Origin of the sequence: Kordia zhangzhouensis, from assembly GCF_001005305.1 — a bacterium.
GTDB lineage: Bacteria > Bacteroidota > Bacteroidia > Flavobacteriales > Flavobacteriaceae > Kordia > Kordia zhangzhouensis.
In genome coordinates this window covers 182,070-207,884 of record NZ_LBMH01000001.1, presented here as the reverse complement: position 1 = coordinate 207,884, position 25,815 = coordinate 182,070, and the positions used below count along the sequence as shown (strand labels likewise).

At 34.0% G+C, this 25,815-nt stretch carries 30 protein-coding genes; 13 read left to right on the top strand and 17 right to left on the bottom strand.

Annotated features, from left to right (window positions below):
- Positions 1-62 precede the first annotated feature (62 nt).
- Positions 63-506: a Rieske (2Fe-2S) protein gene (locus AA088_RS01010; protein WP_046743193.1), complete on the bottom strand. Its 444-nt coding sequence runs from the start codon at positions 504-506 to the stop codon at positions 63-65.
- A 189-nt stretch (positions 507-695) separates the two neighbouring features.
- On the opposite strand from AA088_RS01010, the gene greA reads away from it, so the two are divergent.
- Together greA and AA088_RS01000 are read left to right on the top strand one after the other, a co-directional pair.
- Positions 696-1,172 carry a transcription elongation factor GreA gene (greA, locus tag AA088_RS01005; RefSeq protein WP_046743192.1) on the top strand — a complete coding sequence of 159 codons (477 nt, stop codon included), beginning with the start codon at positions 696-698 and terminating at the stop codon, positions 1,170-1,172.
- A gap of 109 nt (positions 1,173-1,281) precedes the next feature.
- Positions 1,282-1,671 (top strand): HIT family protein, encoded by a 390-nt coding sequence (locus AA088_RS01000; protein WP_046743065.1) that lies wholly within the window; start codon positions 1,282-1,284, stop codon positions 1,669-1,671.
- On the opposite strand, the gene AA088_RS00995 is transcribed toward AA088_RS01000, so the two are convergent.
- On the bottom strand, positions 1,668-2,846 hold the full coding sequence (locus tag AA088_RS00995) for a sensor histidine kinase (protein ID WP_046743064.1): 1,179 nt from the start codon (positions 2,844-2,846) through the stop codon (positions 1,668-1,670). The two genes, AA088_RS01000 and AA088_RS00995, sit on opposite strands and share 4 nt — an antisense overlap.
- Before the next feature lie 157 nt (positions 2,847-3,003).
- Complete coding sequence (locus AA088_RS00990; protein ID WP_046743063.1) at positions 3,004-3,225, bottom strand: hypothetical protein; 222 nt, start codon at positions 3,223-3,225, stop codon at positions 3,004-3,006.
- A gap of 161 nt (positions 3,226-3,386) precedes the next feature.
- On the opposite strand from AA088_RS00990, the gene AA088_RS00985 reads away from it, so the two are divergent.
- The 5 genes from AA088_RS00985 (at position 3,387) to AA088_RS00965 (ending at position 7,272) form a co-directional block, all read left to right on the top strand.
- Positions 3,387-4,247, top strand: a complete 861-nt coding sequence (locus tag AA088_RS00985) for a flavin reductase family protein (RefSeq protein WP_046743062.1) — start codon at positions 3,387-3,389, stop codon at positions 4,245-4,247.
- A 5-nt stretch (positions 4,248-4,252) separates the two neighbouring features.
- Positions 4,253-4,627, top strand: a complete 375-nt coding sequence (locus tag AA088_RS00980) for a DUF3127 domain-containing protein (RefSeq protein WP_046743191.1) — start codon at positions 4,253-4,255, stop codon at positions 4,625-4,627.
- Positions 4,628-4,794: 167 nt separating this feature from the next.
- The gene (locus AA088_RS00975; RefSeq protein WP_046743061.1) at positions 4,795-6,186 is read left to right on the top strand and encodes a short-chain fatty acid transporter; all 1,392 of its coding nucleotides are present in this window, start codon (positions 4,795-4,797) and stop codon (positions 6,184-6,186) included.
- 190 nt (positions 6,187-6,376) lie between these two features.
- Positions 6,377-7,009, top strand: coding sequence for a leucyl/phenylalanyl-tRNA--protein transferase (gene aat, locus AA088_RS00970; RefSeq protein ID WP_046743060.1), 633 nt, complete (start codon positions 6,377-6,379; stop codon positions 7,007-7,009).
- Positions 7,010-7,077: 68 nt separating this feature from the next.
- Positions 7,078-7,272, top strand: coding sequence for a hypothetical protein (locus AA088_RS00965; RefSeq protein ID WP_046743059.1), 195 nt, complete (start codon positions 7,078-7,080; stop codon positions 7,270-7,272).
- 73 nt (positions 7,273-7,345) lie between these two features.
- Here the strand turns inward: AA088_RS00965 and AA088_RS00960 are convergent, their stop codons facing one another.
- The 3 genes from AA088_RS00960 to AA088_RS00950 are packed head-to-tail and all read right to left on the bottom strand — an operon-like array spanning position 7,346 to position 9,181.
- Positions 7,346-8,032 (bottom strand): DUF2490 domain-containing protein, encoded by a 687-nt coding sequence (locus AA088_RS00960; RefSeq protein WP_046743058.1) that lies wholly within the window; start codon positions 8,030-8,032, stop codon positions 7,346-7,348.
- Entirely contained in the window at positions 8,013-8,600 is a 588-nt protein-coding gene (locus AA088_RS00955; RefSeq protein WP_046743057.1) for a hypothetical protein, read from the bottom strand. The genes AA088_RS00960 and AA088_RS00955 overlap by 20 nt, the downstream gene beginning before the upstream one ends.
- The gene (locus AA088_RS00950) at positions 8,597-9,181 is read right to left on the bottom strand and encodes a DNA-3-methyladenine glycosylase I (protein WP_046743056.1); all 585 of its coding nucleotides are present in this window, start codon (positions 9,179-9,181) and stop codon (positions 8,597-8,599) included. The genes AA088_RS00955 and AA088_RS00950 overlap by 4 nt, the downstream gene beginning before the upstream one ends.
- A gap of 120 nt (positions 9,182-9,301) precedes the next feature.
- Here AA088_RS00950 and AA088_RS00945 point away from each other — a divergent pair, with 120 nt between their 5' ends.
- A complete protein-coding gene (locus tag AA088_RS00945; protein WP_046743055.1) occupies positions 9,302-9,913 on the top strand; it encodes a thioredoxin family protein in 612 nt (203 codons plus the stop codon).
- Positions 9,914-9,930: 17 nt separating this feature from the next.
- On the opposite strand, the gene truB is transcribed toward AA088_RS00945, so the two are convergent.
- The 8 genes from truB to AA088_RS00910 all read right to left on the bottom strand — a co-directional run bounded on the left by truB (position 9,931) and on the right by AA088_RS00910 (position 14,566).
- Complete coding sequence (gene truB / locus AA088_RS00940; protein ID WP_046743054.1) at positions 9,931-10,617, bottom strand: tRNA pseudouridine(55) synthase TruB; 687 nt, start codon at positions 10,615-10,617, stop codon at positions 9,931-9,933.
- Entirely contained in the window at positions 10,617-11,414 is a 798-nt protein-coding gene (locus AA088_RS00935) for an undecaprenyl-diphosphate phosphatase (protein WP_046743053.1), read from the bottom strand. Before AA088_RS00935 ends, truB begins: the two co-directional genes overlap by 1 nt.
- Before the next feature lie 3 nt (positions 11,415-11,417).
- Positions 11,418-11,696, bottom strand: coding sequence for a DUF3098 domain-containing protein (locus AA088_RS00930; RefSeq protein WP_046743052.1), 279 nt, complete (start codon positions 11,694-11,696; stop codon positions 11,418-11,420).
- Between the two features lie 59 nt (positions 11,697-11,755).
- The gene (locus tag AA088_RS00925; RefSeq protein ID WP_046743051.1) at positions 11,756-12,115 is read right to left on the bottom strand and encodes a hypothetical protein; all 360 of its coding nucleotides are present in this window, start codon (positions 12,113-12,115) and stop codon (positions 11,756-11,758) included.
- A gap of 192 nt (positions 12,116-12,307) precedes the next feature.
- On the bottom strand, positions 12,308-12,913 hold the full coding sequence (locus tag AA088_RS00920; RefSeq protein WP_046743050.1) for a MarC family protein: 606 nt from the start codon (positions 12,911-12,913) through the stop codon (positions 12,308-12,310).
- 5 nt (positions 12,914-12,918) lie between these two features.
- The gene (locus tag AA088_RS00915) at positions 12,919-13,443 is read right to left on the bottom strand and encodes a DUF3124 domain-containing protein (protein ID WP_046743049.1); all 525 of its coding nucleotides are present in this window, start codon (positions 13,441-13,443) and stop codon (positions 12,919-12,921) included.
- A 48-nt stretch (positions 13,444-13,491) separates the two neighbouring features.
- The gene (locus AA088_RS18125; protein ID WP_156168340.1) at positions 13,492-13,668 is read right to left on the bottom strand and encodes a hypothetical protein; all 177 of its coding nucleotides are present in this window, start codon (positions 13,666-13,668) and stop codon (positions 13,492-13,494) included.
- Between the two features lie 19 nt (positions 13,669-13,687).
- The gene (locus tag AA088_RS00910) at positions 13,688-14,566 is read right to left on the bottom strand and encodes a cell division protein FtsX (protein ID WP_046743048.1); all 879 of its coding nucleotides are present in this window, start codon (positions 14,564-14,566) and stop codon (positions 13,688-13,690) included.
- 208 nt (positions 14,567-14,774) lie between these two features.
- Between AA088_RS00910 and AA088_RS00905 the strand changes: the two genes are divergently transcribed.
- From AA088_RS00905 to AA088_RS00895, 3 genes are all read left to right on the top strand, one after another.
- On the top strand, positions 14,775-17,750 hold the full coding sequence (locus tag AA088_RS00905; RefSeq protein ID WP_046743047.1) for a leucine--tRNA ligase: 2,976 nt from the start codon (positions 14,775-14,777) through the stop codon (positions 17,748-17,750).
- Positions 17,751-17,773: 23 nt separating this feature from the next.
- Positions 17,774-18,352: a hypothetical protein gene (locus tag AA088_RS00900; RefSeq protein WP_156168338.1), complete on the top strand. Its 579-nt coding sequence runs from the start codon at positions 17,774-17,776 to the stop codon at positions 18,350-18,352.
- 97 nt (positions 18,353-18,449) lie between these two features.
- The gene (locus AA088_RS00895) at positions 18,450-19,145 is read left to right on the top strand and encodes a zinc metallopeptidase (RefSeq protein ID WP_046743045.1); all 696 of its coding nucleotides are present in this window, start codon (positions 18,450-18,452) and stop codon (positions 19,143-19,145) included.
- Positions 19,146-19,215: 70 nt separating this feature from the next.
- On the opposite strand, the gene AA088_RS00890 is transcribed toward AA088_RS00895, so the two are convergent.
- Complete coding sequence (locus AA088_RS00890; protein ID WP_046743044.1) at positions 19,216-19,686, bottom strand: Lrp/AsnC ligand binding domain-containing protein; 471 nt, start codon at positions 19,684-19,686, stop codon at positions 19,216-19,218.
- A 130-nt stretch (positions 19,687-19,816) separates the two neighbouring features.
- Positions 19,817-21,181, bottom strand: a complete 1,365-nt coding sequence (locus AA088_RS00885; RefSeq protein WP_046743043.1) for a saccharopine dehydrogenase family protein — start codon at positions 21,179-21,181, stop codon at positions 19,817-19,819.
- Between the two features lie 90 nt (positions 21,182-21,271).
- Between AA088_RS00885 and AA088_RS00880 the strand changes: the two genes are divergently transcribed.
- Positions 21,272-21,670, top strand: coding sequence for a DUF423 domain-containing protein (locus AA088_RS00880; protein WP_046743042.1), 399 nt, complete (start codon positions 21,272-21,274; stop codon positions 21,668-21,670).
- A gap of 68 nt (positions 21,671-21,738) precedes the next feature.
- On the top strand, positions 21,739-23,337 hold the full coding sequence (pckA, locus tag AA088_RS00875; RefSeq protein WP_046743041.1) for a phosphoenolpyruvate carboxykinase (ATP): 1,599 nt from the start codon (positions 21,739-21,741) through the stop codon (positions 23,335-23,337).
- 83 nt (positions 23,338-23,420) lie between these two features.
- On the opposite strand, the gene AA088_RS00870 is transcribed toward pckA, so the two are convergent.
- Positions 23,421-25,802, bottom strand: a complete 2,382-nt coding sequence (locus AA088_RS00870; RefSeq protein ID WP_046743040.1) for a GAF domain-containing protein — start codon at positions 25,800-25,802, stop codon at positions 23,421-23,423.
- Positions 25,803-25,815: the final 13 nt, after the last annotated feature.

Here is a 25,815-nt window from a genome sequence, read left to right as displayed (position 1 = left end):
AAAGTATAAAGTAAAAAGCGACTCGTTTAGAGTCGCTTTTTTAGTAAATATTAAACTTTAAATTAGTTATTTGTAACACTTAATATATTTCCAGACTTTGTCACTCGATAATTAACCATCGGATAATTTTCACCTCCTTCAACTGGATTTAACAATTGTCCATTTGCCAAGCTATACTCAAAATCCTCGCAAGCACAAGTAGCCAACACACCTTCAATAGTCATTGTAGAGCAACTGCTTGGAAAATGATTAGGACAACTAGCTTCCCAAGCCAAAAATTGATCTCCAGATAAGTTAAATACAAAAAAGCCGCGTACACCACCACCATTCGAAATATAGGTTGAGCCGCCGGCAAAGCGTAAGTTATCAAAAAGTGGTAAGTCAAGATTGATTTGAAATTGAACTAATGTATTTGGAATATAAGGATTGTTGTTAATTCCGCCGTCATCAGAACTACAGGAAAATAGGCTAATTATAACAAGGCAGCTAAAAAATAAACGTTTCATCTCTTTCATATTTAATACGTTTCGCAATTTACGTAAAATCATTTTTTAAAATAGTACATTAAATATTTTCTTATATTTGTATTTAGAAATCCCGTGATCGATGGGATTTTTTTGCGTTATATAGTGTAGATTACACGTTTCTTGCGTGTAAAATAAATGAACTATGAACAGATAGAAAACGAAGAAATTATGAGTAAAGTATCTTATTATACAGCAGAAGGATTAAAAAAATTAAGAGACGAACTAGAACAGCTCAAAAATGTAGAGCGCCCAAAGGCTTCTCAGGCAATTGCGGAAGCTCGTGACAAAGGAGATCTAAGTGAAAATGCAGAATATGATGCTGCCAAAGAAGCACAAGGCTTATTAGAAATGCGCATTTCTAAAATGGAAGAAGTGTTGGCATATGCTCGCGTAATTGATGAAAGCCAATTGGATACGTCTAAAGTATTAGTTTTGTCAACAGTTCGCATCAAAAATACAACCAATGGTATGGAAGTAACTTACACATTGGTAGCGGAAAGTGAAGCTAATTTAGCAGCAGGAAAAATTTCTGTAACATCTCCTATTGGGAAAGGTCTATTAGGAAAATCTGTTGGAGATATTGCAGAAGTAAAAGTACCAAACGGTACAATGAATTTTGAAATATTAGAAATTACACGTAATTAATCTTAAAATAAAAATTACTTAGTTTGAATCCTTTTTTAACATATAAAAAAGGATTTTTTTATGCCTTTTCAAAAGAACTTTTTTATCTTACCATCAAATAAAACAACTTATGGCTTCTATTTTTACCAAAATAGTAAACGGAGAAATTCCATCATATAAAATTGCTGAAGATGAGCATTATTATGCTTTTTTAGATATCAATCCAAATACTGTTGGACATACTTTATGCATTCCCAAACAAGAAGTAAATAAAATTTTTGACCTATCGGAAGAATCATATATAGGATTGATGCGTTTTTCTCGAAAAATAGCTATTGCAATAGAAAAAGCAATACCATGTTTACGTGTTGGAATGACGGTAATTGGTCTAGAAGTGCCACATACACATGTGCATTTAATTCCACTTCATAATATGCAAAGCATGAATTTTGCTAATAAAGAAAAATTAACGCCAGAAGCGTTTGAAGAAGTAGCAACTAAAATACGAGCCGCACTTTAGGCTACTTTTTTTAAGGAAATTTGCATGGTGCTACCTTTTCCAAGTTCAGATTTCAATACTTTAATTTTTCCGTTGTGATAATTCTCAACAATACGTTTAGCTAGCGATAAACCTAAACCCCAACCTCGTTTTTTGCTTGTAAAACCTGGTTGAAAAATTTTTTTAAAATTGCGTTTAGGAATTCCCTTTCCTGTATCCGAAATTTGAATTTTAACCAATTTGTCAGATGGACTAATTTTCAATTCTAAATCTCCTTTTCCTTTCATCGCATCGATGGCGTTTTTGACCATATTTTCAATCGTCCAGCTATATAATTGTGAATTGAGCTCAGTGTAAATAGGTGTTTCGGGAGCTATAAATGTAAAATTGACCAACTTGGATGAACGTGACAATAAATAATCATATGAATCTTTGGTTTCTTGCACAATATCCAAGCGTGTGAGTGTTGGTATCGAACCAATTTTAGAAAAACGTTCGGTAATTGTTTGTAGACGATCAATATCCTTTTCGATTTCACATATATATTCTGGATCTACTTTTTCAGATTTTAAAATTTCGGTCCAACCTACCAACGAAGACAAAGGCGTTCCAATTTGATGCGCGGTTTCCTTTGCCATTCCTGCCCACAATTTATTTTGCTCAGATGCTTTCGAGGCACTGAAAAAGAAATACGCTACGGCGGCAAACAACACAATGATCAACAACAACGCTAATGGATAATATTTAAGTTTGTTCAATGCTTCTGAGTTTCCGTAATAAAGTGTAGCTACTTTTTCTTGCTTTCTGGAAATTGTATCATAATAAATTATATCGATTGGGTTGTTTTCTCTTGAAAATTGTTTGATTTTTCGATTTATATATGTCGTATCTTTAATTTTAGATTCTTCAATGTTTAAAACTTCAATTTCATCTTTTATAGTTTTTTTAATCATTGGATTCGTATATTCTTGAGCTTTCGTTATAATATCTAAAGGTAAATTCCCGATATCTTCACTCAAGTCTATACTTAAATTAATTTCTGATTGAGCTGCTGCCCAAATTTCCATTTTAGCACGCTCATCCTTTTTAAATTCTTGAAAGAAAATATAGGTATTCCATAAAATGCCAGAAACAATGGCAAAAGACGCAAGAATTAAAATCCAACGGATAAGAACAGGTTTGTTTTTAAAAATCATGCAAACAAAGTTTGAAAACACTAATATAAATGAAAACGAGTAGTTTTATTGTGAAATTCTTCTAGGTAATTTTATTTTATAAAAAGATTGCCTAAAACTTGATGTCAAACTGAATTCGGTTGAAACTTCATCAAAAAAGCTTTTTTTAGACAATCTTTTACAAAATTTCTGAATGGTTGTATATTTCATCACAATCAGAGAATCCTCCCGTCATATTAAAAATGACGTATGCTTCCTTATCAGTATCATAACACTCTATGTATCTGTTACCATTTACAGTAAATTTTTTACAGTTGATAAATTCTCCTCCCAAAATATGTAACTGTTCTTCTTTTGTCAACGTTTTTACACCATTGACATTCAAAATGTTTTTGATCATACTTAAAAATTTAGTGATTACTATTCAATGATAACGATTAAAAGTTGAGTAATAGTATTTAGACTTCAAATAATGTAAGTTTTGACGTATTTATGACGTTTGAAATCAAAGTTGTTTCCTCCGCTTTTTTACACTAATTTTGTGCGACTAAATTCATAAACATGCTATCTATAAATCCAAAAGAAATTCCAACTGCCAAATTGCATGGGTATTTGCTAGGTGCTGTAGCGCCAAGACCGATTGCTTTTGCAAGTACGGTTGATGCAGAAGGAAATCCGAATTTATCTCCGTATAGTTTTTTTAATGTATTTAGTGCAAATCCACCAATCATGATTTTTTCTCCAGCAAGGAGAGTTCGTGATAATACTACTAAGCATACTTTAGAGAATGCTTTGGCAACAAAAGAAGTGGTAATTAATGTGGTAAATCATGCCATTGTACAACAAATGTCACTAAGTAGTACGGAATATGCGGCTGGCGTGAATGAGTTTGAAAAGGCAGGATTAACGATGTTGCCTTCAGAGAAAGTAAAACCTTTTCGCGTGGCAGAATCGCCTGTACAATTTGAGTGTAAAGTACGTGAAGTAATTTCGCTTGGAGACGAAGGTGGAGCAGGAAACTTAATCATCTGTGAAGTTGTAAAATTACATATCAACGAAGATGTATTAAGTGATCAAGGAACGATTGACCATTATAAAATTGATTTGGTAGCTAGAGCAGGAGGCAATTTTTATAGTAGAGCTCGTGAAGGATTTTTTGAAATTCCTAAACCAATCGCTACCTTGGGAATTGGTGTAGATCAAATTCCGCAAGAAATTCGCAATAGTAAAGTATTGACAGGAAATGATTTGGGGATTTTAGGAAATGTTGAACAATTACCAACACCTGAAGAAATTTTAGCATTTACAAATACTACTGAAATTCAAATTTCAGATTCAATAGAAACAAATCATCAAGCGGCTCAAGAATATCTTGCAAAAGGAGACGTAATGACTGCTTGGAAAATCTTATTAGCAAAATAAATAACATGGAAGTACAGGGAAAAATTAAATTAATCGGAGAAACGCAGACGTTTGGGAATAATGGATTTAGAAAACGTGAAGTAGTAGTAACGACAGAAGAGCAATATCCGCAACACATAATGGTGGAGTTTGTACAAGACAAAACAGACTTATTAAATAATTTCCAAGTTGGACAACCTGTAAAAATTAGCATCAACCTTCGTGGTAGAGAATGGGTTAATCCTCAAGGTGAAACTAAATATTTTAATTCTATACAAGGGTGGAGAATTGAAAGTTTACAACAAGAAGCTCCTGCTGGAATGCCGCCAGTTCCTCCAGCAGATGCATTTGAGCCTGTAAATGATTTTAATGAAGAAGATCATGATGATCTACCATTCTAAATATTCTAAATGAGCACTTGATTACGGCTCAAGAGGTCTTAAAAAAACATAAAAACCTGTAATATTCTAATTGCAGGTTTTTTTATTTCATAAAAGCAAAAAGGAAGAGGTGAATTTATGCAAAAAGAAAAATCACAGAATTTTGTAAATTCACGCAAAAATTAACTATGCGTATTACCAAAACGATAGAGACTATTTTTAAAAAATATTTACCTTCACCATTTACTATTGCAATACTTCTTACCATTATTACAATAGTATTGGCTACTCTTTTTACAAGTTCTGAAACGTCTTCAATGGGACGTCGTTTTGTGGAAGTGCTTACGTTTTGGGAAAATGGACTTTGGAATACAAGTTTGCTTGAATTTGCCTATCAAATGATGCTAATTTTGGTATTAGGGCATGTGTTAGTTCTTAGCAAGCCTGTCAACTCATTGATACAAATAATTACAAAATCAGTTACAAACACCACTAATGCAGTAGTACTTGTAAGTGTAACAACAATGTTAGTTGCTTTTTTTAATTGGGGATTGGGACTAATTTTTGGAGCAATTTTAGCACGTAAAGTAGGAGAGCATGCGCAACAAAATCACATTCCCATTAACTATCCACTGGTTGGTGCATCTGGTTATGTCGGATTAATGGTTTGGCATGGAGGAATTAGTGGTTCAGCTCCTTCTAAAGTAGCAGAACAAGGTCACCTATTAGAGTTGATGAACGGTATACTTGATATTGATACTTATGGAAAAGTTCCTGAAGTTATTACTTCAAGTAGTACAATTTTTAGTTGGTGGAACTTACTTCTCTTCTCAGTATTACTTGTGGTAATACCTTTTACTCTACACATACTTTCTAAAAAAGCAATGCCCATAAAACTAGAACTTCCTGAATATCAATTTAACACTAAAGAGAAGAATGACTTAGAAGGTGCTGAAAAATTGGATTATGCTCCTGCACTTGCTATTATATTTGGTATTTTAATATTAATTGTTTTCTTTCTTCAGTATGCAGACAATTTGAATTCGCTTTCAACAATCAAAATATCTCCAAACATGTTAAACTTTTTCATGTTTGGATTGGCGATACTTTTGCATGGAAACTTTAAAAGTTTTCTCACTGCTGTAGAAGAAGCTATTAAAGGAACATCAGGGATTTTAATTCAATTTCCTTTGTATTTTGGAATTATGGGCATTATGAAAAGTTCTGGAATGGTTACAATGATTTCAGATAGTTTTGTATCTATTGCTACAGAAACAACACTGCCAATTTTTACTTTTTTTAGTGCTGGACTAGTAAATATTTTTGTGCCGAGTGGTGGTGGACAATGGGCTGTGCAAGGACCTATAGTAATCAAATCTGCACTAGAACTAGGTGTGCCGCTTCCAAAAGCAATTATGGCATTGGCATATGGTGATCAAATTACGAATATGCTTCAACCATTCTGGGCATTACCTTTACTGGGCATTACAAGACTTAAAGCCAAAGAAATATTGCCTTATACCATAATCCTAATGCTTGTCGGTACAGTAGTATATGTGTTAGGATTGCTTTTAGTATGAAAAAAGTCCCGAAAACGGGACTTAATATTGTGGTTTTAGGCTTTAGTCTTCATACACTAATTCAAAAAGCAATGATGAAAATAAATGTTTAGACGTATTAAGACTAATTACAAATTTGGCGAAAAAATACTAAAAATCAAAGTATTACCTTTTCTTTTCGAAAAGCAGTTATTTTACGTATAATTATTTCATGTATATTTTAACAGATCAAATAGCATTTCCACCTGTTCATAAAGCTTCTCCTGAAGGGATATTGGCTATAGGAGGCGATTTGCAACCTGAACGACTTTTATTAGCTTATAAAAGCGGAATTTTCCCTTGGTATGGTGAAGATGAACCTATTATTTGGTGGTCGCCTGACCCGAGAATGGTATTGTTTCCTGACGAATTAAAAGTATCAAAAAGCATGAAACAAGTTTTACGTCGTCAACCATTTTCCGTGACTTACAACACCGCTTTTAAAGAAGTAATTCAAACCTGCGCTTCCGTGAAACGTCCAGGACAAGACAGCACGTGGATTACGAACGAAATGCAAGAAGCGTATTTGGAATTATTCAACATGGGATATATCACTTCTGTAGAAGTGTGGCGCGATGAAAAGCTAGTGGGCGGCGTGTATGGCGTGAATTTAGGACGCGTGTTTTGTGGCGAAAGTATGTTTGCTTTTCAGAGCAATGCAAGTAAATTTGGCTTTATTCACTTAGTGCGAAAACTCCAAGCTGAAGGTTGTCAAATTATTGATTGTCAAATGCATACTAATCATTTGGAAAGTTTGGGTGCGTACGAAATTCCTAGAGAACTATTTTTGTCTTTTTTAAGTTAATTTTTTAATTCTGGGTAACATCTTTTCTTTTTTATGAACTGTAGTTTATAACTTTTAAATTTTATATTATGAAAAGACAAAACCTAAAAAGTTTAAAGTTAAACAAACAAGCAATTTCAAACTTTAAACAAGAAAAACTTGTTGGTGCGGCACCAAATTCAAAGACATATTGTAATTGTCAAGATGATCCTGCGGAACCTTTAAGTATTGAAACAATTTGTTGGGGACCATCTGGAATTTTACAATGTGGTGCAGATTACTAGCCTTTAACATGTTTTATGTAAAATAAAAGTTTGTAGAAAGTCAGGAGTATATGCTTCTGACTTTTTTTATTGCTTAAATCTTTAAAATCAACGACGTAAGAATGAATAAAATCTCTCGTGTCGTAGTATTATAACCTTCAAAACGATATTCCAAACCTGTTTGAAACTTTAAATTTTCTGTCCATTGCCAACCAATTTGCGTGGTAAAACGTTGGTCAATTTGTGGCGTATCAGTTTTTACAACGCTGAGTAATGCCTCTCCATTGGCAACAAAATAAGCTTCTCCAATATCTAGTTTTTCACCTTCTAAGGGAAAATCCAAAGTGAATCGGTAACGGAAACGATGTACTGTGTTTTCTGTGGTCATACGTTGTTCTGTTCGAAAACGATGACCAAAACGTACTACATTAGGTCGGTAGGCATAATTGTATTGTTGCGTAAAACGAAGTTCATTACTACTATCTTCAAAATTTTCTCGAAAGCGATACATAACGCCTGCGCTTACACTGTGATTTGAATTGAAGCTATATGTTGAAAAATGGACCAGTTGTACCTGTCGTATTGTAAATTCAGATGTGTTGTCACGATACATATAATTTCTAGATACAGTCGAAAAGTTTACTTTATAAGAGTCATTAACCTCATGATTCACAGCAAAAGAAGGCTCAAAAAAGAAAGTAAAATCTTTCTGCGCATACGAAGAAAACGAACAAAAAGCAATTAAAAGCAAATAGTTAAGTTTAGTATAAAATGTGGTCATACGAGCTTCCTATAATGGTTCTTACCAATTGAAAATCACCATGTTTGGAAAAGGTAATTTCAATAAAATAACGCTTCTTAGCTTTTTTAACTTCGGCAATAATCTCATACAAAAATGGATTTCCTATATGTTCTTGAAAAGCATCTTCAATAACTTTCTTGTCTGCTATTTGAGAAGTATTTCTATATTGACGCTGAATTTTTTTTATGCGAAATGAATCGTATTGATTGTTCAAATAGGATTTAATTTTATCATAGGTTTCTGTTGAAATCTCTCTTTTTTTGATGATAACTTCAACATCTTCCAATGTGCCATCTTTATCAAATTCAATACTAAACGAGTCTCCTTTAAACTTTAATTTGATTTCATAACTTATTTTTAGGCTATCTTGCTCTTTGTAGTACTTAACCTTTTTTGTCTTTTCGGGAAGTGTGTGTTGAAGAAGCTCCAAAGCTTTCTTAGGAAACATTTTAGCTTCAATTCGTTCTTCTTTTTCATGCTTATAGGAATTTTGAGCGGTGATAGGTAATGTCATTCCTAAAAAAAATATCCAGCAAATATATTTCATGACATATTTTTTATTTCTTCATAGCGAAAACAACTTGTTATATGATCATTTACCATTCCTGTTGCTTGCATGTGCGCATAGATTACTGTAGAACCTACAAACTTAAACCCTCTTTTCTTGAGGTCTTTGCTAAGCGCATCTGAGATTTCAGTGGTTGCAGGAACTTGTTTCTCATCTTTACACTCGTTATGAATAGGTTTTTCGTTGGTAAATTGCCAAATATAGGAGGAAAAACTCCCAAACTCTTCTTGAATCTTTATAAATGCTTGTGCATTGGTAATAGTTGCTTTTATTTTTAGCTTATTGCGAATGATGCCTGAATCTTGTAACAAATCGAGATACTTGTCTTCATCATATTGAGCAATTTTATGATAGTCAAAATAATCAAAAGCTTTTCTAAAATTTTCTCGCTTCCGCAGAATCGTAATCCAACTCAAACCCGCTTGGAAAGTCTCTAAAATGAGGAATTCAAATAAGGTAGCATCGTCACGAACAGGAACACCCCATTCTTGATCGTGATAAGCAGTATAAAGCGGATCGTTTCCGCACCAAGCACATCTTCTTTTTTCACTAAAATCCATGCGTTTTATTTTAAATATTTCATGACAATCATCAGTAAGCGTCGTTGGATTGTTTTGTAAATTTACAACACTGTAAGTTCAAGTCAAAAAAACGACTCATGTAAAGTAAAATAGAAAACCATGATTTCAACAGATATTTCAATAAAAAACATCATTCAAGAGAGCGAAGCAAAAGCAATTTCGTATAAAGAATACAGAGATTTAGTTCAAACTTTAGTCACAGAAGGAAAATCAACAGGAGAAGAACAAACAGAAGCATTAAGTAATTATACAATGCTTAATGACAAGCGAATGAAACGATTAGACAAGACTGTTAAACTCTCTGAAGAAGCAATTTCAAAAATAAAATCGTATAATGGCGATGTTACATGGTTAGTGTTAACAGAAAGTTGGTGTGGAGATGCGGCGCAAACAATGCCCGTAATCAATAAAGTGGCTGAGTTAAATGAAAACATCACACTTAAAATAGTATTGAGAGATGAAAATGAAGCACTGATGAATGAGTTTTTAACTAATGGAGGGAAAGCCATTCCTAAGTTAATTGCTATTGATGCTCCTTCTGGGAATGTGATTGGCGATTGGGGTCCGAGACCTACAAAAGCAACTCAAATGGTAAACGATTACAAAGCGACTTATGGCAAGCTAACACCCGAATTTAAAAAAGAATTACAAGTTTGGTATAACAAAGATAAAGGACAAAACACAGTTGAAGATTTACTAAAACTTGTTTAAGAGCACTCACTAGAAACCTATAGAGAGTTTCCAAATGCTTCAGGAGAAATGGCCTCTTTTACATCAAAATCACCAATTTTAGTACGACGCAAAGCAGAAAGATGCGCTCCCGATTGTAATGCTAGGCCAAAATCATGTGCTAAAGAGCGAATATAAGTTCCCTTACTACATACTACTCGAAAGTCAATTTCGGGTAGTTCAATGCGTGTAATTTCAAACTCGTGAATGGTAATTTTCCGAGAAGGAATTTCTACTTCTTCACCAGCACGAGCAAACTCATACAATCGTTTTCCGTCTTTTTTTAAAGCTGAAAAAACAGGTGGTTTTTGATCAATCTCTCCAATAAATTGTTCGGTTGTTTTATGAATAATATCATTTGTAATATGAGCTGTTGGAAAAGTTTGATTGATATCACTTTCTAAATCGTATGAAGGCGTAGTAGCACCAACAGTAATTGTACCAGTATATTCTTTGGTTTGCCCTTGATATTCAGCAATTTTTTTTGTGTTTTTCCCGACACAAATAATTAGTAAACCTGTTGCAAGCGGATCCAATGTTCCTGCATGTCCAACTTTTAACTTTTTTACTTTAAAAGTAGATTTTAATGCCCATTTGACTTTATTGACTGCTTGAAAAGAAGACCAGTTTAAAGGTTTGTCAATCAATAATGTTTGTCCCGCTTGATATTCTTCAAGTGTTTTCATTACAAGAAAGTGTCGTAAATTACATAGCCTATTGCAATCAATCCGACCACAAGGCAATAAATAGCAAAATAGGTAAGTTTGCTTTTCTTTACAAGATTTATCATCCATGTACAGGCAAATAATCCAGCAACAAAAGCGGCAACAAACCCAGCAGCGAGTGGAGCAATTTGCGAACTTTCTAATGCTAAATCACCACTTAAAATGTCTTTTCCTATTTTTCCAAGTATCAAAGGGACGACCATTAAAAAAGAAAAGCGTGCAGCTTTGGTTTTGTCATTACCAAGCAAAACAGAAGTGGAAATTGTTGCTCCAGAACGTGAAACTCCTGGTAAAATAGCAATAGCTTGAGCAATTCCAATGGTTACAGCATTTGAATAACTTACATTTTTTTCTGTGTTCTTAGCTTTATCAGCAAAATATAAAAGGAAAGCAGTAACGACTAACATGCAGCCTACTAGTAAAATGTTTCCTTCAAATAAAGCTTCTAGTTCATCTTCAAATAAAATACCAACTAAGGCAGCAGGAATCATTGATAAGATAATTTTTACAGAGAATTTTGCTTCATCATTCCAACGAAATTGGAATAAACCTTTAAAGATTGTAGCAATATCGTTTCGAAAAATAACGATAGTACTTAGTGCTGTTGCAAAATGCACAACTACCGTAAACAATAAATCTTCTTTAATTTCGGCATCAAGGATTGCTTTTCCAAGTTCTATATGTCCACTAGAAGAAACAGGTAAAAACTCTGTAAGTCCTTGAATAATTCCAAGGATAATAGCATTAATAATGTCCATAAACTAGGAATTCGGATTCAACAAAATAGCATATACTTCAATGGCAAACCCTAAGATTACCAACATTGGAGCTATGTGAATTCTTCTTACGCTGAACACGGCTTCGTTGAATACATTAGGATCGTTGCTTCCGCCACCTGCCATTAATATAAATCCAAGCGCAATAACTGCGAGCCCAATAAACATGAAGACATAATTTTTCTTCCCAAAAACAAAGCTTGGTTGTGAAGAGGAAATGTTTTCTTGTGAAGTTGTTTTTTTAGTTACTTTCTTATTTTTCATGCACTATTCAAATTTTAGAGGTGCCGACCGAAAGCATCATTATTGCATACAAACATTCATTAAAATTCACTGTATACCACACTAGTGCCTTTTTCCATTTTTGAAATCTGAGGTACAATACCATCAGGATTAACAATGGTCCATCGGTTTGGGCAATACAAAGTAACGGTTTTATTTAAAACTTTGGTACTTAATTGCTCTAAATTTACGCCTTTCTCCATGCCACGATCAATGTAATAATAGTGACTGTCATTTTCCAGTCGAATTTGTATATTGCTAGAAGTTCCTTCTTTTACCGAGATTACTTTTCCTGAGATTAAGATACAATCTTCTGAGTGCACGGTTGGAGCATTGGTAAATGAATATGCTAAAAAAACAACAAGTGCTATACCTAAAAATATAAATGTGAGTCTTCTCATAATCATAAAATTTTAAAAATTAAAATATCAGTACATGTTCACGTAAATATTTTTATCATATAAGTATTGGTTTACATTCTATTATAAAGATAACTCAATAATTTCCTAATTATTTTATAATGAAGGGTTAAAGTCTGTTAATGTTTTAGAGGAAAAAAGCACTAATTTATTAGTAATACAGTATGTAAAGAATCAATTAAAATAATTACTAATACCACTTAAAATGCTTTGTACTGCGTAGGAAGCCAAAATCAATCCCATGATTTTACTAATTACCGTAATTCCATAACTTCCAATACGTTCTTGTACTACGCTTGCTGCTAGAAGAATTAAACAAGTAATACCAATAACAACTAAAACTAATGCAGTTGTAATGGCTTGCTGTTGAATGGTATAAATGTGATTATCTGTCATTAAAACTACAGCCATAATTGCTCCAGGTGAAGCAATAGAAGGAATGGCTACAGGAAAAACAGTAACATGTTTATAATCAGTTATTTGGTTTTTTTCGCGTTCTGGTTTTCCATCACCAAAAATCATCGTTAACGCAAATAAAAATAGAATCACACCTCCAGAAATCTGAAAAGCATCTAAAGAAATGGACATACCTTCAAGAATGAGTTGTCCAATCACGATAAAGAACAACAAAATCATAAATGCAATAATAGAAGCTCTAATGGCAATTTTACGTTTGTGAACACTATCAAATTCTTTGGTGGCTTCCAAATATACAGGAACAGAACCTATGGGGTCAATTACAGCAATTAGAAAAAATATAGTAGTTAAAATGGCTGTCATATCGATTATTCAATACGTTTTCCTTGAGTTGTAAAAGACAATCCTTGTTGTCCCATAGTAGAACTCATAACAGCTTCAAATAAAGGTTCTACACCGTTTTTTGGAATTTTCCATTCAAAGATAAAGTTTGAACCTGTACCACCAGAAATATCACTTTCGTTAATAATAATTTCTGTAGTTTCTAGTGGAGCCAAATAAATAGGTTGATTGAAATAGGTGCGCACAAGTTCTCCTTTAGTGTCATAATAGGAAGCTCGCAAAATATAAATAGAATCGGTATCACTTGTGTTGCGTAAACCTACCATAGCTGTCAAATTGTGCTTGGTATGTTCTGAATAGCTATAAATCTGAGAATAGATGGAAAGATACGTTTTTCCATATTCAAGAGAATCCTTTTTGCTGATATCAATACTGCGATTTGCCCAATTTTCTTCATGCAAAGAACTATCTTGCGCTTTTTGTTCGCAACCTATACACAAAAGTAGTATGATGATTATTGGAAAAAAATAACTGAGGCGTGTTGATTTCATACAAGAAAGATAAAATATAAAAATGAAAATCTTCTTTTTTTAGTAAAACTATTTAGAGCTGCGTCGTTCGCTTCGAATGGTTAATACCATAGCAACAATTAATAAAACACTTGAAAGTATTCGCATCCAAAATCCACGATCAAAAGCTTCAGTAGTAATACTATTTACAACAATCAAAATGATACTTGCTACAATTAAAATAATTGGAAGAGTTGATTTTTTCATATACAAACAGTTCTCAAAATTAATAATACAACTGATCGGTTCTTAAATTCAAAAAACGTTGTGTTGCAAAGAAACTACTAACAAGTGTAATTAAAACACCAATCACTAAAATTCCCGCAAAAACAGCTCCAATCAATAATTGGTCGTTAGCTAATTGCAATTGCGGCAACGTTTTATGCGCATAATACAACACACCTGCCATTCCTGCCAAAGCTAAAATCGCTGCAATAATCCCCATTTTAATACTATTCCAAATAAAAGGCTTACGGATAAATCCTTTGGTGGCACCTACCATTTGCATAGTTTTAATCGTAAAACGCTTGGCATATACAGACAAACGGATTGAGCTATTAATTAACAATGCTGCTACGATTGCAAAAAAGATACACGCAATCAAAATTCCATATCCGATGCGTTTGATATTTGCATTCAACTTAGAAACTAAAGGCTTATCAAATGAAACTTCTTCGACAAAGTTCTTTTCAGTAATCTCTGCGGCGATAGAATCTAATTTTTCACCAGAAACAAAATCGGATTTAATATAAACATCAATTGAGTTCAGTAGTGGGTTTTCCCCCAAATATTCTACAAAATCTTCTCCGATATCTGCAGTCAAATTAGCAGCGGCAGTTTCCTTTGAAACAAACGCTGCCGATTTTGTATACGTTGCCAAGGCTAAAGTTTTTTGCAACTGTTCAATTTCAACGTCTTTAGCGCTATCTTTCAAATATACGGTCAGTGCAATTTTCTCCTTATAATAATCAGCTACTTTCTTAGTGTTTAATACTAATAAGCCTAAAATTCCTAGTAGGAATAATACGAGTGTAGTACTCAGTACCACAGAAAAATAAGAAGATATTAAACGTTTTTTTTGATACTTTTCAAAAGAAGAACTCATAAATAGTGCATTAGTCTGGTAAAATTATAAAATTATCCATGCAAAACGTCAAATTTTGGGTGAAAAAGTATTTTGATAATGGAGAAACTAAGGCTGCTCAAAAAAGTATATTACAGGTAACTATTGAGATACAATTAACAAACAACTCTCAAACTTTTGTCTTTCATACAATAACCGTTAAATTTGCGCTTCTCAAAAAAAGATTAAGATGAAGTACAATTTCAACGAAATTGAAGCCAAATGGCAAAAATATTGGGCAGAAAACGGAACATTTCATGCCGAAAATAATTCCGATAAACCAAAATATTATGTACTCGATATGTTTCCATATCCTTCGGGAGCAGGGTTGCACGTCGGACATCCATTAGGTTATATTGCTTCAGATATCTATGCACGTTACAAGCGTCATCAAGGCTTTAACGTGTTGCATCCGCAAGGCTATGATAGTTTCGGATTGCCAGCAGAACAATACGCTATTCAAACGGGACAGCATCCTGCTATTACAACCAAAACAAATATTGCGCGCTATCGTGAGCAATTAGACAAAATTGGTTTCTCGTTCGATTGGAGCAGAGAAGTGCGCACGTCTAATCCTGAATATTACAAATGGACACAGTGGATTTTTATCGAATTGTTCAACTCGTGGTATAATATCGAAACTGACAAAGCAGAACATATTGATACGCTCATCGCTAAATTTGAAGCGAATGGAAACATTGATGTTAAAGCAGTTTGTGATGATGATGTAGAAATGTTCGCTTCCGCAGATTGGATGCAGTATGATGAAAAAACAAAGCAAGAAATATTGCTAAAATATAGGCTTACGTATCTAGCCGAAACCGAAGTCAACTGGTGTCCTGCATTGGGAACAGTATTGGCGAATGACGAAATTGTCAACGGTGTGTCAGAACGTGGCGGTCATCCTGTGGTGCGTAAAAAAATGACACAATGGAGCATGCGAATTTCTGCGTATGCACAACGTTTGCTAGATGGCTTGAATATTATCGATTGGCCGCAACCATTAAAAGATTCTCAAACCAATTGGATTGGTCGCTCGCAAGGTGCGATGGTGACGTTTAAAGTAGATGGGCACGACGCAAACATTGATGTATTTACCACACGACCTGATACGATTTATGGTGTAAGTTTTATGACCTTGGCACCAGAACACGATTTGGTAGCACAAATAACAACTGCTGCACAAAAAGAAGCGGTTGAAAGCTATATAGAAGCAACCGCAAAACGCAGTGAGCGTGAACGTATGGCAGATGTAAAAACCATTTCAGGAGTTTTTACAGGGGCGTATGCAATTCATCCATTTACAGGAAAACAAATTCCAATTTGGATTGGCGATTATGTCTTAGCAAGTTACGGGACAGGCGCTGTCATGGCAGTTCCATGTGGCGATCAACGTGATTATGACTTTGCGAAGCATTTCAAATTGGACATTCCAAACATCTTTGAAAACGTAGACATTTCAGAAGAAGCATACAGCGAAAAAGAAGGTGTAAAAATCGCTAATTCTGACTTCTTAAATGGTTTGACCTATAAAAAAGCCATGAAAACCGTGATTTATGAAATGGAACAACGCGGTTTTGGAAAAGGAAAAATTAACTATCGTTTACGTGACGCGGTGTTCTCACGTCAACGCTATTGGGGTGAACCATTTCCAGTGTATTATGTAGACGGAATGCCACAAATGATTGACGTACAACATTTGCCAATCACTTTGCCAGAAGTTGAAAAATATTTACCAACTGAAACTGGCGAACCACCATTAGGAAACGCTGAGGTTTGGGCATGGGATACCAATACAAATACCATCGTTAGCAACGAACTTGTCAACAATGACGGAATTTATCCTCTGGAGTTAAACACCATGCCAGGTTGGGCAGGAAGTTCGTGGTATTTCTTCCGTTATATGGAAAAAACCTTGCGTGATGAAGATTTTGCTAGCAAAGAAGCATTAGACTATTGGCAAAATGTCGATTTATACATTGGTGGAAGTGAACATGCCACGGGACATTTATTATATGCACGTTTCTGGACCAAATTTTTATGTGATAGAGGTTTTGTAAATGTGGACGAACCGTTTAAAAAGTTGATTAACCAAGGAATGATCTTGGGGACTAGTGCTTTTATTTATGCCTATTTATTAGATTGTACAAATATAGCTGGAGGAAATATTTCTATTGATGTTCCTAGAAAACAACTCTTTTTAATCTCAAAGGAAGCTTATGAATCTATTTTAGAAGGTAACCCTGTTGAGGAAATAGACAATTGGCTTATTAATAAATATGGAAAAAAAGAAGAATGGACTTTTAAAGTAAATTATAACTCTAACCATATTTTAAAACGAAATGTTGATATAAGTTTACTGAAAGGAGTTAGTGATGAACTTGATCTTGAAGAATTCAAAAAAGACAATAGATATAAGGATTTTGAGTATGCTGTTGTTTTGTCTGAGGATGGAAGCTATATAACTCATCGCGAAGTCGAAAAAATGTCAAAATCCAAATACAACGTCGTCAATCCAGATGATATTTGTGAAGAATATGGGGCAGATAGTTTGCGTTTGTACGAAATGTTTCTCGGTCCGTTGGAGCAATCAAAACCGTGGAATACCGCGGGAATTTCAGGTGTTTTTGGTTTCCTAAAGAAATTATGGAAGTTGTATGTGGGTGACGAAGGAGTTTCAAAAGTAACTGAATCTGCGCCAAGCAAAGACAGCTTAAAAACATTGCATAAAACGATTAAAAAAGTGCAGGAAGACATTGAAAACTTCTCATTCAATACGTCGGTAAGTACATTTATGATTTGTGTCAACGAATTAACCGCACAAAAATGTACAAGTAAGGAAATTTTACAACCGTTAACGATTTTAATTTCGCCGTATGCGCCGCATATTGCAGAAGAATTATGGTCAAGATTGGGCAATGAAGGTTCTATTGCTACTGCAAAATTCCCTGTATTTGAAGAAAAACATTTGGTAGAAAGTTCCAAAGAATATCCAGTGTCTTTTAACGGCAAAATGCGTTTCAAAAAAGAATTGCCTTTAGATTTATCTAAAGAAGAAATCGAGAAAATAATTCTTGAAGACGAACGTACACAAGCACAATTAAATGGACGAACTCCGAAAAAAGTAATTGTAGTTCCGGGAAAAATTATTAATATCGTAGGGTAAAAATAAATTTTAAAAAGCTGAAAATGAAAAAACTCCTGTTTTTGATAGCACTCATTTCCATGTCTTCTTGTATCGCACAAAAAAAAGTGAAAGAACGAGATGGGAAACATTCAGAAGATAAAAAGTTTCCAACTGAATATGCGTTTCCAAAGGAATACGTTGGAACATATGCAGGGAATTTGAATGTCTCCGATGCGTCAGGAGTCTTGCAAAATGTTCCTATGGAACTGACAATCAAACCTACGGAAGACCCAAAAAAGTATGACTATATTTTGTCTTATATTGTCTCAAAGCAAAAAGATGAACGAAAGTATACACTAGTAGTGGTTGATCCTGAAAAAGGAATTTATGATTTAGATGAAAATAACGGAATCGTATTGCGTGCCAATTATATGCGACAAACATTGTTTAGTACGTTTGAGATTAACAACAAAATTTTGAACAGTCGTGTTGAATTTAGAAATGATGGACGTGTGTTTTTTTCAATCACAGTTACAGAAAAGGCAAATGCAAGAAAAACAGGCGACAAAAATACTTCGGTGGTTAGTTACCATACAACGGTGATTCAAAAAGCAGCTTTACGCAAGGTAGAGCGTGACTAGACTACTGACAAAAATTCATAAAATATATAAACCTCGCTTATTTGGCGAGGTTTTTGTATTTTAGGGTGTATTACAATTTAATAAATAAAAGAAGAATATGTTTGATTCAGGATATATGCTCTTAGCAGGAGCAATTATGTTGCTAAGTATGTTTGTGAGTTCTAAACTTAAAAGCAAGTTTGCACATTATTCAAAGTTACGCCTACGCAATGGAATGAGTGGAGCAGAGATTGCTGAAAAAATGTTGGCAGACCACGGAATTCATGATGTAAAAGTGATTTCTACCGAAGGAATGCTGACCGATCACTACAATCCGCAAAATAAAACAGTAAATTTAAGCGAAGGCGTTTTTCATCAACGAAATGCAGCAGCAGCAGCAGTTGCGGCGCATGAAGTTGGTCATGCAGTACAACATGCAAAAGGATATGAGTGGCTGCAAATGCGCTCCAAACTAGTGCCATTGGTAAGTATTGCGTCCAGATTTTCTCAATGGGTTATCTTTGGAGGAATTGCGTTAATGGCAAGTCAAGGACTTGGTTTTGGGCGTACCGTTTTGATTGTTGGATTAATTATGTTTGCAACAGGTACTTTGTTTAGTTTTATCACCTTACCGGTTGAATACGATGCTAGTAAACGTGCTTTGGTTTGGTTGCGCAATAAACATATGGTTACTCCAGAAGAATACGATGGTGCGCAAGATGCTTTGAAATGGGCAGCTCGAACTTATGTGGTTGCGGCACTTGGATCGTTGGCAACATTGCTCTATTTTATGCGATATTTGAACAGAGATTAAAAAATCTAGAAATAAAAAAACCGAATGTATACTAAACATTCGGTTTTTTTATGAGTGTATCTGTCAGTTATTAAACTTCTATCTGACGATCAATTTGTTGATCTAATGAAATAAAAGTTTCTGTTCGCGAAACTCCTTTAATAGCTTGTATTTTATGATTTAAAATATGCATCAAGTGTTCGTTGTCTTTACATAAAATTTTAATCAATAATGACCAATTTCCAGTAGTATAATGACATTCCATTACTTCGGGAATGCGTTCAAGTTCCTTTACAGCATCTGGATTGCGCATGGCTTTATCTAAATATACGCCAATAAATGCCATAGTTTTATAGCCTAATACTTTCGGATTGATGATAAATTTAGAGCCAGCAATTAATTTGGCATCTTCCAGCTTTCGTAATCGTTGATGAATTGCTGCCCCCGAAATCCCAATTTCGCGTGCAATACTCAAAATAGGTGTCCGAGCATCGTTCATCAATGCGCGAAGTATCTTTTTGTCAATTCCGTCAATCGTAATTTGTTCGTTTACTACTTTCATTACAATCGTATTTAGTATATGAAAGCTAAAGTTACGTGTTTTTGTTCGGTTTTAAAGGATTGAAGCAATTCTTCACATAGAATTGCTTCTTTTTTTATTGAAATAGTAATAAATCGTAAATCAATACATGTTACATATTGTCTGGATTATACCCAAAGTATGGAACTTCCTTTTCATGAAAAGCAATACCGTATTCTTTTAGCTCTTCTAAAATAGGTGTGTATACTTCTCTTGTAATAGGTAATTGTACGCCAGGTGTTGTAATTTTACCATTTAAGATTTTTAAAGCGGCAATCGCAACCGGCAATCCAACGGTTTTAGCCATGGCTGTATAAGTTTGGTCTTCTCCTAAAATTACCATTTTCGATTCTATTTGATGTTTTTTATCATCTAATTCATATCCAAATTTATGATACATCACAATCATATCTTTATCGTCAGGAGCTAGTGACCAACTATCCATTAATATTTTTTGAAGAATTTGGGCAGGTGTTGCATTTTCAAGACCTATTTTTTTATTTGGATTGAAAATATCTAATTCTAATAATTTTTCCCAAAGCGTATCATCTTGATCAATTTTCAAGTTGTGACGCATTTTAAGTTCAACGGAATCGGTAGGACTATATGGTAAAAATAAGTTTACGAAATCACGATAACTCATTTTTGCAGAGTTTTCGATGGTATAACTGTCGTCAGTCATTCCTAATACAACAAACATTTGCCATGCACGAGAAAACCCAACTCTTCGAATGGTTCCTCGATATAAAGTCAAAATGTCATCTAAGCCGTAAACACTTCTATATTTTAAAGAATCCCGATTGGCATACGCTTCAAATTTTCCATAGCCTTCTACGTTTAGAAATTCTGTACGACGGAATAATCGGTGGTAAGGAATGTATTTATAAGTGCCTTCTTGAATAAATTTAGCCGCACCACCTTGTCCCGCTAAAACTACGTTTCGAGGATTCCATGTAAACTTATAATTCCACAAGTTGGTATCACTTTCGGGAGCGACCAATCCACCTGTAAAAGATTCAAATAAAATCATTTTTCCACCATTGTCACGAATGCGATCAATGACTTCCATTGCACTCATGTGATCAATACCAGGATCTACTCCAATTTCGTTCATAAACACGAGCCCTTTTTCCTTTACAGCTTTGTCAAGCGCTTGCATTTCAGGACTTATGTATGAAGCGGTCACCATGTTTTTTCCAAAATGGACACAGTCTTTTGCAACTTCAATATGGAAGCGTGCAGGGAGCATAGAAATTACAATTGAAGCCTTTTGAATGGCTTCTTTTCGACTATCTTCTTGAAATACATCCAAGAATACTGCAGAAGCATTAGGATGATTTCCGACTAGTTTTTTTGCATTTTCGACGTTGATATCTCCAACAGTTATGTGTAAATTTTCGGTTTGGCTTTTATCTAGAAAATATTTGATGAGGTAAGAGGCAGATTTTCCTGCACCAATAATTAAAATGTTTCGCATAGTGGCTTTTGTTGCGTAATTTTGTAATGGACATTAATTTAACACGAATGTAGTGAAATGTTACATTTATAAAAATAACTTCATAAAAATATGAGAAAAAAAATTTTATACACAGGAGCTATTTTAGGATGTTTGGCAGTTATTTTAGGGGCTTTTGGAGCTCATGGGCTCAAAAATACGTTAAATTCAGATCAGCTAATTTCTTTTGAGACAGGAGTGCGTTATCAAATGTATCATGCACTTTTTTTATTGTTTCTTGGATCTTCTGCTTTTGTAGCTCCTAAAATGCAAAAACTAATATACATATTTATTCTTTGGGGAACTGTATTGTTCTCTGGGTCAATATATGTACTTGCAACAAATGATATGACCAGTTTTGACTTTAAAACAATAGCATTTGTAACACCAATTGGAGGAACTTTGTTAATTATTGGGTGGATTGTTCTAATCGTGAGTTTTTTTAGAACTAAAGTGGATAAAATGGCTTAAAAATCTGTTATCTATAAAAATATTTATACTTTTGCCCTTTACAAAAAACACAACAAGAGTTAAAAGTTATGACGAATAACACCTTCTCAACGAAAACGATTTCGTTAACTCCGTACGGAATCAAAGAAGCGAAAGCGCACTACCAACTTTCCTCAGACCAATTACATGAAGAAACTATAAAGAATGGACAAGGAGTTGAAACTTCTTTTGGAGCCATTGCTGTAAATACTGGAGAATTTACAGGAAGATCACCTAAAGATCGATTTATAGTAAAGGATAGTATTACAGAAGACAAGGTTTGGTGGGGAAACATTAACATTCCTTTTGAACCAACTGCTTTTGATAAACTATATGATAAAGTGGTTGATTATTTATCAGGAAAAGAAGTGTATGTGCGTGATGCATATGCTTGTGCAGATGATAACTACCGTTTAAATATTCGTGTAGTAAATGAATATCCTTGGAGTAACATGTTTGCTCATAATATGTTTTTACGTCCAACAGAAGATGAATTGGAAAATTTTGAAGAAGATTGGCTAATCGTAAATGCACCAGGATTTATGGCAGATCCAGCAATAGATGGAACACGTCAACATAACTTTGCAATTTTGAATTTTGAGAAGAAAATTGCTTTGATTGGAGGAACTGGTTATACAGGAGAGATTAAGAAAGGAATTTTCTCAGCATTAAATTTTATTTTGCCAGTATTCAAGAATACTTTACCGATGCACTGTAGTGCAAATGTTGGCAAAGATGGAGATACTGCTATCTTTTTTGGATTATCAGGAACTGGAAAAACTACATTATCAGCTGATCCAGAACGAAAATTGATTGGTGATGATGAGCACGGTTGGACAAACGAAAACACCGTCTTTAATTTTGAAGGTGGTTGTTATGCGAAAGTAATTGATTTAAGTGAAGAAAAAGAACCGGATATTTATCATGCAATCAAAAAAGGAGCAATCCTTGAAAATGTAATTTTAGACGAGAATAAGAATGTAGATTTTGAAGATACAAGCATTACACAAAATACACGTGTAAGTTATCCTATTTATCATATTGATAATATTCAAGAGCCTTCTATTGGAACCAATCCAAAGAATATATTCTTTTTAACAGCAGATGCTTTTGGAGTTTTGCCTCCAATTTCTAAGCTTACACCTGGACAAGCAGCTTATCACTTTATTTCAGGATATACAGCCAAAGTAGCAGGAACTGAAGCGGGAATTACTGAGCCTGTTCCTAGTTTCTCAGCATGTTTTGGAGCACCATTTATGCCGTTGCACCCAACAAAATACGCCGAAATGCTAAGTAAAAAAATGCAAGAAGCAGGTGTCAATGTTTGGTTAATCAATACAGGATGGACAGGCGGTCCTTATGGTATTGGTAATCGTATGAAATTGAAATATACACGTGCTATGATTAGTGCAGCACTGGAAGGAAAACTAAATGATGTGGACTATCAAATACATCCAGTTTTCGGATTGGCAATTCCTAAAGATTGTCCAAATGTGCCTAATGAAGTATTGAATCCTATTGATACTTGGGCTGATGCGGATGCATATAATACGAAGGCTACTGAACTGTCTAATTCATTTAAAAAGAATTTTGCGAAATTTGAAGAGTTTGCCAATGAAGAAATCATGGCTGGTGGACCAATCAAATAACATGATATAACTAGACCTAAAAAGGAAAAAAGCGTATGTCAATTTATAGATATACGCTTTTTTTATTATGTCAATTTATATGACTATTGTTTAGTTTCAAATCCTTGCATAAGTTCATCAATAGTCATCGCTGATTTTTCAGAGAAATCATCTTCATAAATTACTTCTACACGTAATGCACGTAATCCAGAAATACCTTGTAAATCTTCTAGCTCAAGCCTTTCTACTTTTCCAAAATAGTTTTTAGATTGCATGTATTTAATGTATTTTGTGTACTCACGCTCGTCTTTATCTTGCGAATATACAATAGCAATTTTACCGGGAACAGTTAGCCGTTCTGTAGTATTCTTAATACAAGCTTTATCGATTCGCTTTTTAATAATTTCATAGCGAATATTGTAAGCTCCATCTACATCAAACTGCTTTTCATCCATTCTAAATTTAATAGCCAATGGACTGCTATGTACTAAAATTAGAGAAGCCACCTCTAGCTTATTTTCCATTATTTTTTTAGCGTTATGGGCAATTTGTTCCATTTCATAAGTGTTTTGCAATTGCCACAAACGCAAATTGTATAGGTACAATTTATTAAATGGTTTATCTTTTACCAGTGATTGCCCAATGTACATGTTATATTCTACACCATCCGTTTTATAGCGTTCAAAATAATGCGGAAACATAGCTTGTGCTTCTTCTTGTTTCTTGTCTATATAATTGGCTAAACGCTTATTCAAAATATTTACACTGTCTTCGTATTCTTTTCGTTTATCGTAAACCACTTTTAGGTTTTTATCTAAACTGTTGATATACTCTGTGATGAGTAAAGCAAGTTTTGGATCTGTGGCTTTAAGGTGGTTAAATACCGGGTAAATATCTCTTTTCAAAAATTGTAAAATCCCCAATTCGTCGCCAGCTTTCAACCCTTCTTGTGTATCATTTAGATACGTAGAAATTCTAAAAATAAGTTCTTCATAAATAGGTAACTTATCTTGCTTTAGAGCTGCATCTAAAACTTTAATAGCTAGTTCTAATTGTGTTGTGAGATCTTCTTTTATCGCTTCATTTCTAGCTACTGATGACCCTTTGATATCACTTTGCCCGTATAGTGGGTATACTTCATCAAATACAATATCTTCAATCATTGGATCTTCCACTTGATTTGCCAATTGCTTTTGATAATTTTCCGCAGCATCATAAAATCGCCACTTTACAGAAGGATGTATAGAAGTATATTGCTCTTGAATGGTAGCTTCTAGTGTATTTTGGTAATCTTCAGAAGCACGTGAAACAGCCGCTTCAAAGACAGGAATAATATCTTGTAGTTTCTGTTGATTTACAGAATTTAACTCGTATGCGCGTGGCGAAGCAATCTCCAAAACTGCCAAATCTCGCCCTTTAGAAGCGACAATAGGTATTAAGATGATGCTTTGAATGTCTTGTGCTTTTAGTCGACTGTAAAAGCCATTTTTGCCAGAAAGTTCGCCATAGTGTTCCACATCAGAAATGGCAATTTCTTTTCTTTTTTTAAAAATGTTTTCTACGATTCCTTGACAAAAGAAATCGGAGCAGGCCACTTCATTTTCGTCAGAAAACAATAAACTTTCAGAACGCTTTATGCGACTAAAGTGTGTGTCTTTGTCAATACTACCGAAAACAGAAAAACCTAATTTTAAATCTTTTATATTGAAAAATTCACTTAGATTTTTTCGTAATTCTGGTACCAGATTGTCATCACTACGTAATAGGTTTTCACGAATTGAAGATAAAGTCTCATCAAAAGTTACATCAAAAAGATTCATGATTCCAAATCCTTTAAAAATGTAGCTGTCTAATGGAAATTTTTGTTTCCATACGTCTAAATTATCATAATTATCTAGTAGTAGACGAACATCTTCTTCTGTAATTTGGGGTGCTTTTTCCGTAGGAATGACTTGGCAAAAATCACCATTAAATGCAACGCGATAATGTTTGGTAACTCCTAGTTTTTTATCTGGAATATCAAAATAGAATGGACGTTTCAAATCAATTGAATATCCATAACAAACATTCAATATTAATACACATGCGTGTAAGTATAATTCTTTTTCTTCTAAATTTCGTGCTGTAAAATTGTACTCATCTCCCGCATTTTTCAAAATATTCTTTAACCTATTTGAATATTTGAACGATTGAAATGAAAAAGGAATTGTGGCTACTTTGATCTCATTGTCTGTAAGAATTTCGGGGAATAGACCTTCTAGTACTAAATCAATTTGGTCTTTATAGGTATCTAACTTGCAAAGATCAGAGAAACCTTCGCGAAGTTCAGGATAGTTTTCCAGATATTCTGTAATCTCAACAGCAGATTTGTGATAAGGATGCTCAGTATCTTCTATATATCGATCATAAAAAGAAATAACCTGATCAAAACTAATAATTAGTTGTAATGGTAAATTTAATTCCTGTTGTTCTTTTTTCTTGTCCATGATCCAAACTATT

Bases quoted from the DNA above. Each gene is read 5' to 3' on its own strand.
- truB (WP_046743054.1), bottom strand. From the start codon at position 10,617: ATGAAAACACTTGAAGAATATCAAGCGGGACAAACATTATTGATTGAC.
- AA088_RS00890 (WP_046743044.1), bottom strand. From the start codon at position 19,686: ATGAAAGTAGTAAACGAACAAATTACGATTGACGGAATTGACAAAAAG.
- AA088_RS00885 (WP_046743043.1), bottom strand. From the start codon at position 21,181: ATGCGAAACATTTTAATTATTGGTGCAGGAAAATCTGCCTCTTACCTC.
- AA088_RS00965 (WP_046743059.1), top strand. From the start codon at position 7,078: ATGAAAAGACAAAACCTAAAAAGTTTAAAGTTAAACAAACAAGCAATT.
- AA088_RS00955 (WP_046743057.1), bottom strand. From the start codon at position 8,600: ATGAAATATATTTGCTGGATATTTTTTTTAGGAATGACATTACCTATC.
- AA088_RS00945 (WP_046743055.1), top strand. From the start codon at position 9,302: ATGATTTCAACAGATATTTCAATAAAAAACATCATTCAAGAGAGCGAA.
- AA088_RS00995 (WP_046743064.1), bottom strand. From the start codon at position 2,846: ATGATTTTTAAAAACAAACCTGTTCTTATCCGTTGGATTTTAATTCTT.
- AA088_RS00975 (WP_046743061.1), top strand. From the start codon at position 4,795: ATGCGTATTACCAAAACGATAGAGACTATTTTTAAAAAATATTTACCT.
- pckA (WP_046743041.1), top strand. From the start codon at position 21,739: ATGACGAATAACACCTTCTCAACGAAAACGATTTCGTTAACTCCGTAC.
- AA088_RS00905 (WP_046743047.1), top strand. From the start codon at position 14,775: ATGAAGTACAATTTCAACGAAATTGAAGCCAAATGGCAAAAATATTGG.
- AA088_RS00910 (WP_046743048.1), bottom strand. From the start codon at position 14,566: ATGAGTTCTTCTTTTGAAAAGTATCAAAAAAAACGTTTAATATCTTCT.
- AA088_RS00920 (WP_046743050.1), bottom strand. From the start codon at position 12,913: ATGACAGCCATTTTAACTACTATATTTTTTCTAATTGCTGTAATTGAC.
- AA088_RS18125 (WP_156168340.1), bottom strand. From the start codon at position 13,668: ATGAAAAAATCAACTCTTCCAATTATTTTAATTGTAGCAAGTATCATT.
- AA088_RS00915 (WP_046743049.1), bottom strand. From the start codon at position 13,443: ATGAAATCAACACGCCTCAGTTATTTTTTTCCAATAATCATCATACTA.
- AA088_RS00925 (WP_046743051.1), bottom strand. From the start codon at position 12,115: ATGAGAAGACTCACATTTATATTTTTAGGTATAGCACTTGTTGTTTTT.
- AA088_RS00935 (WP_046743053.1), bottom strand. From the start codon at position 11,414: ATGGACATTATTAATGCTATTATCCTTGGAATTATTCAAGGACTTACA.
- AA088_RS01000 (WP_046743065.1), top strand. From the start codon at position 1,282: ATGGCTTCTATTTTTACCAAAATAGTAAACGGAGAAATTCCATCATAT.
- AA088_RS00990 (WP_046743063.1), bottom strand. From the start codon at position 3,225: ATGATCAAAAACATTTTGAATGTCAATGGTGTAAAAACGTTGACAAAA.
- aat (WP_046743060.1), top strand. From the start codon at position 6,377: ATGTATATTTTAACAGATCAAATAGCATTTCCACCTGTTCATAAAGCT.
- AA088_RS00895 (WP_046743045.1), top strand. From the start codon at position 18,450: ATGTTTGATTCAGGATATATGCTCTTAGCAGGAGCAATTATGTTGCTA.
- AA088_RS00870 (WP_046743040.1), bottom strand. From the start codon at position 25,802: ATGGACAAGAAAAAAGAACAACAGGAATTAAATTTACCATTACAACTA.
- AA088_RS01010 (WP_046743193.1), bottom strand. From the start codon at position 506: ATGAAACGTTTATTTTTTAGCTGCCTTGTTATAATTAGCCTATTTTCC.
- AA088_RS00980 (WP_046743191.1), top strand. From the start codon at position 4,253: ATGGAAGTACAGGGAAAAATTAAATTAATCGGAGAAACGCAGACGTTT.
- AA088_RS00900 (WP_156168338.1), top strand. From the start codon at position 17,774: ATGAAAAAACTCCTGTTTTTGATAGCACTCATTTCCATGTCTTCTTGT.
- AA088_RS00930 (WP_046743052.1), bottom strand. From the start codon at position 11,696: ATGAAAAATAAGAAAGTAACTAAAAAAACAACTTCACAAGAAAACATT.
- AA088_RS00880 (WP_046743042.1), top strand. From the start codon at position 21,272: ATGAGAAAAAAAATTTTATACACAGGAGCTATTTTAGGATGTTTGGCA.
- AA088_RS00985 (WP_046743062.1), top strand. From the start codon at position 3,387: ATGCTATCTATAAATCCAAAAGAAATTCCAACTGCCAAATTGCATGGG.
- AA088_RS00950 (WP_046743056.1), bottom strand. From the start codon at position 9,181: ATGGATTTTAGTGAAAAAAGAAGATGTGCTTGGTGCGGAAACGATCCG.
- AA088_RS00960 (WP_046743058.1), bottom strand. From the start codon at position 8,032: ATGACCACATTTTATACTAAACTTAACTATTTGCTTTTAATTGCTTTT.
- greA (WP_046743192.1), top strand. From the start codon at position 696: ATGAGTAAAGTATCTTATTATACAGCAGAAGGATTAAAAAAATTAAGA.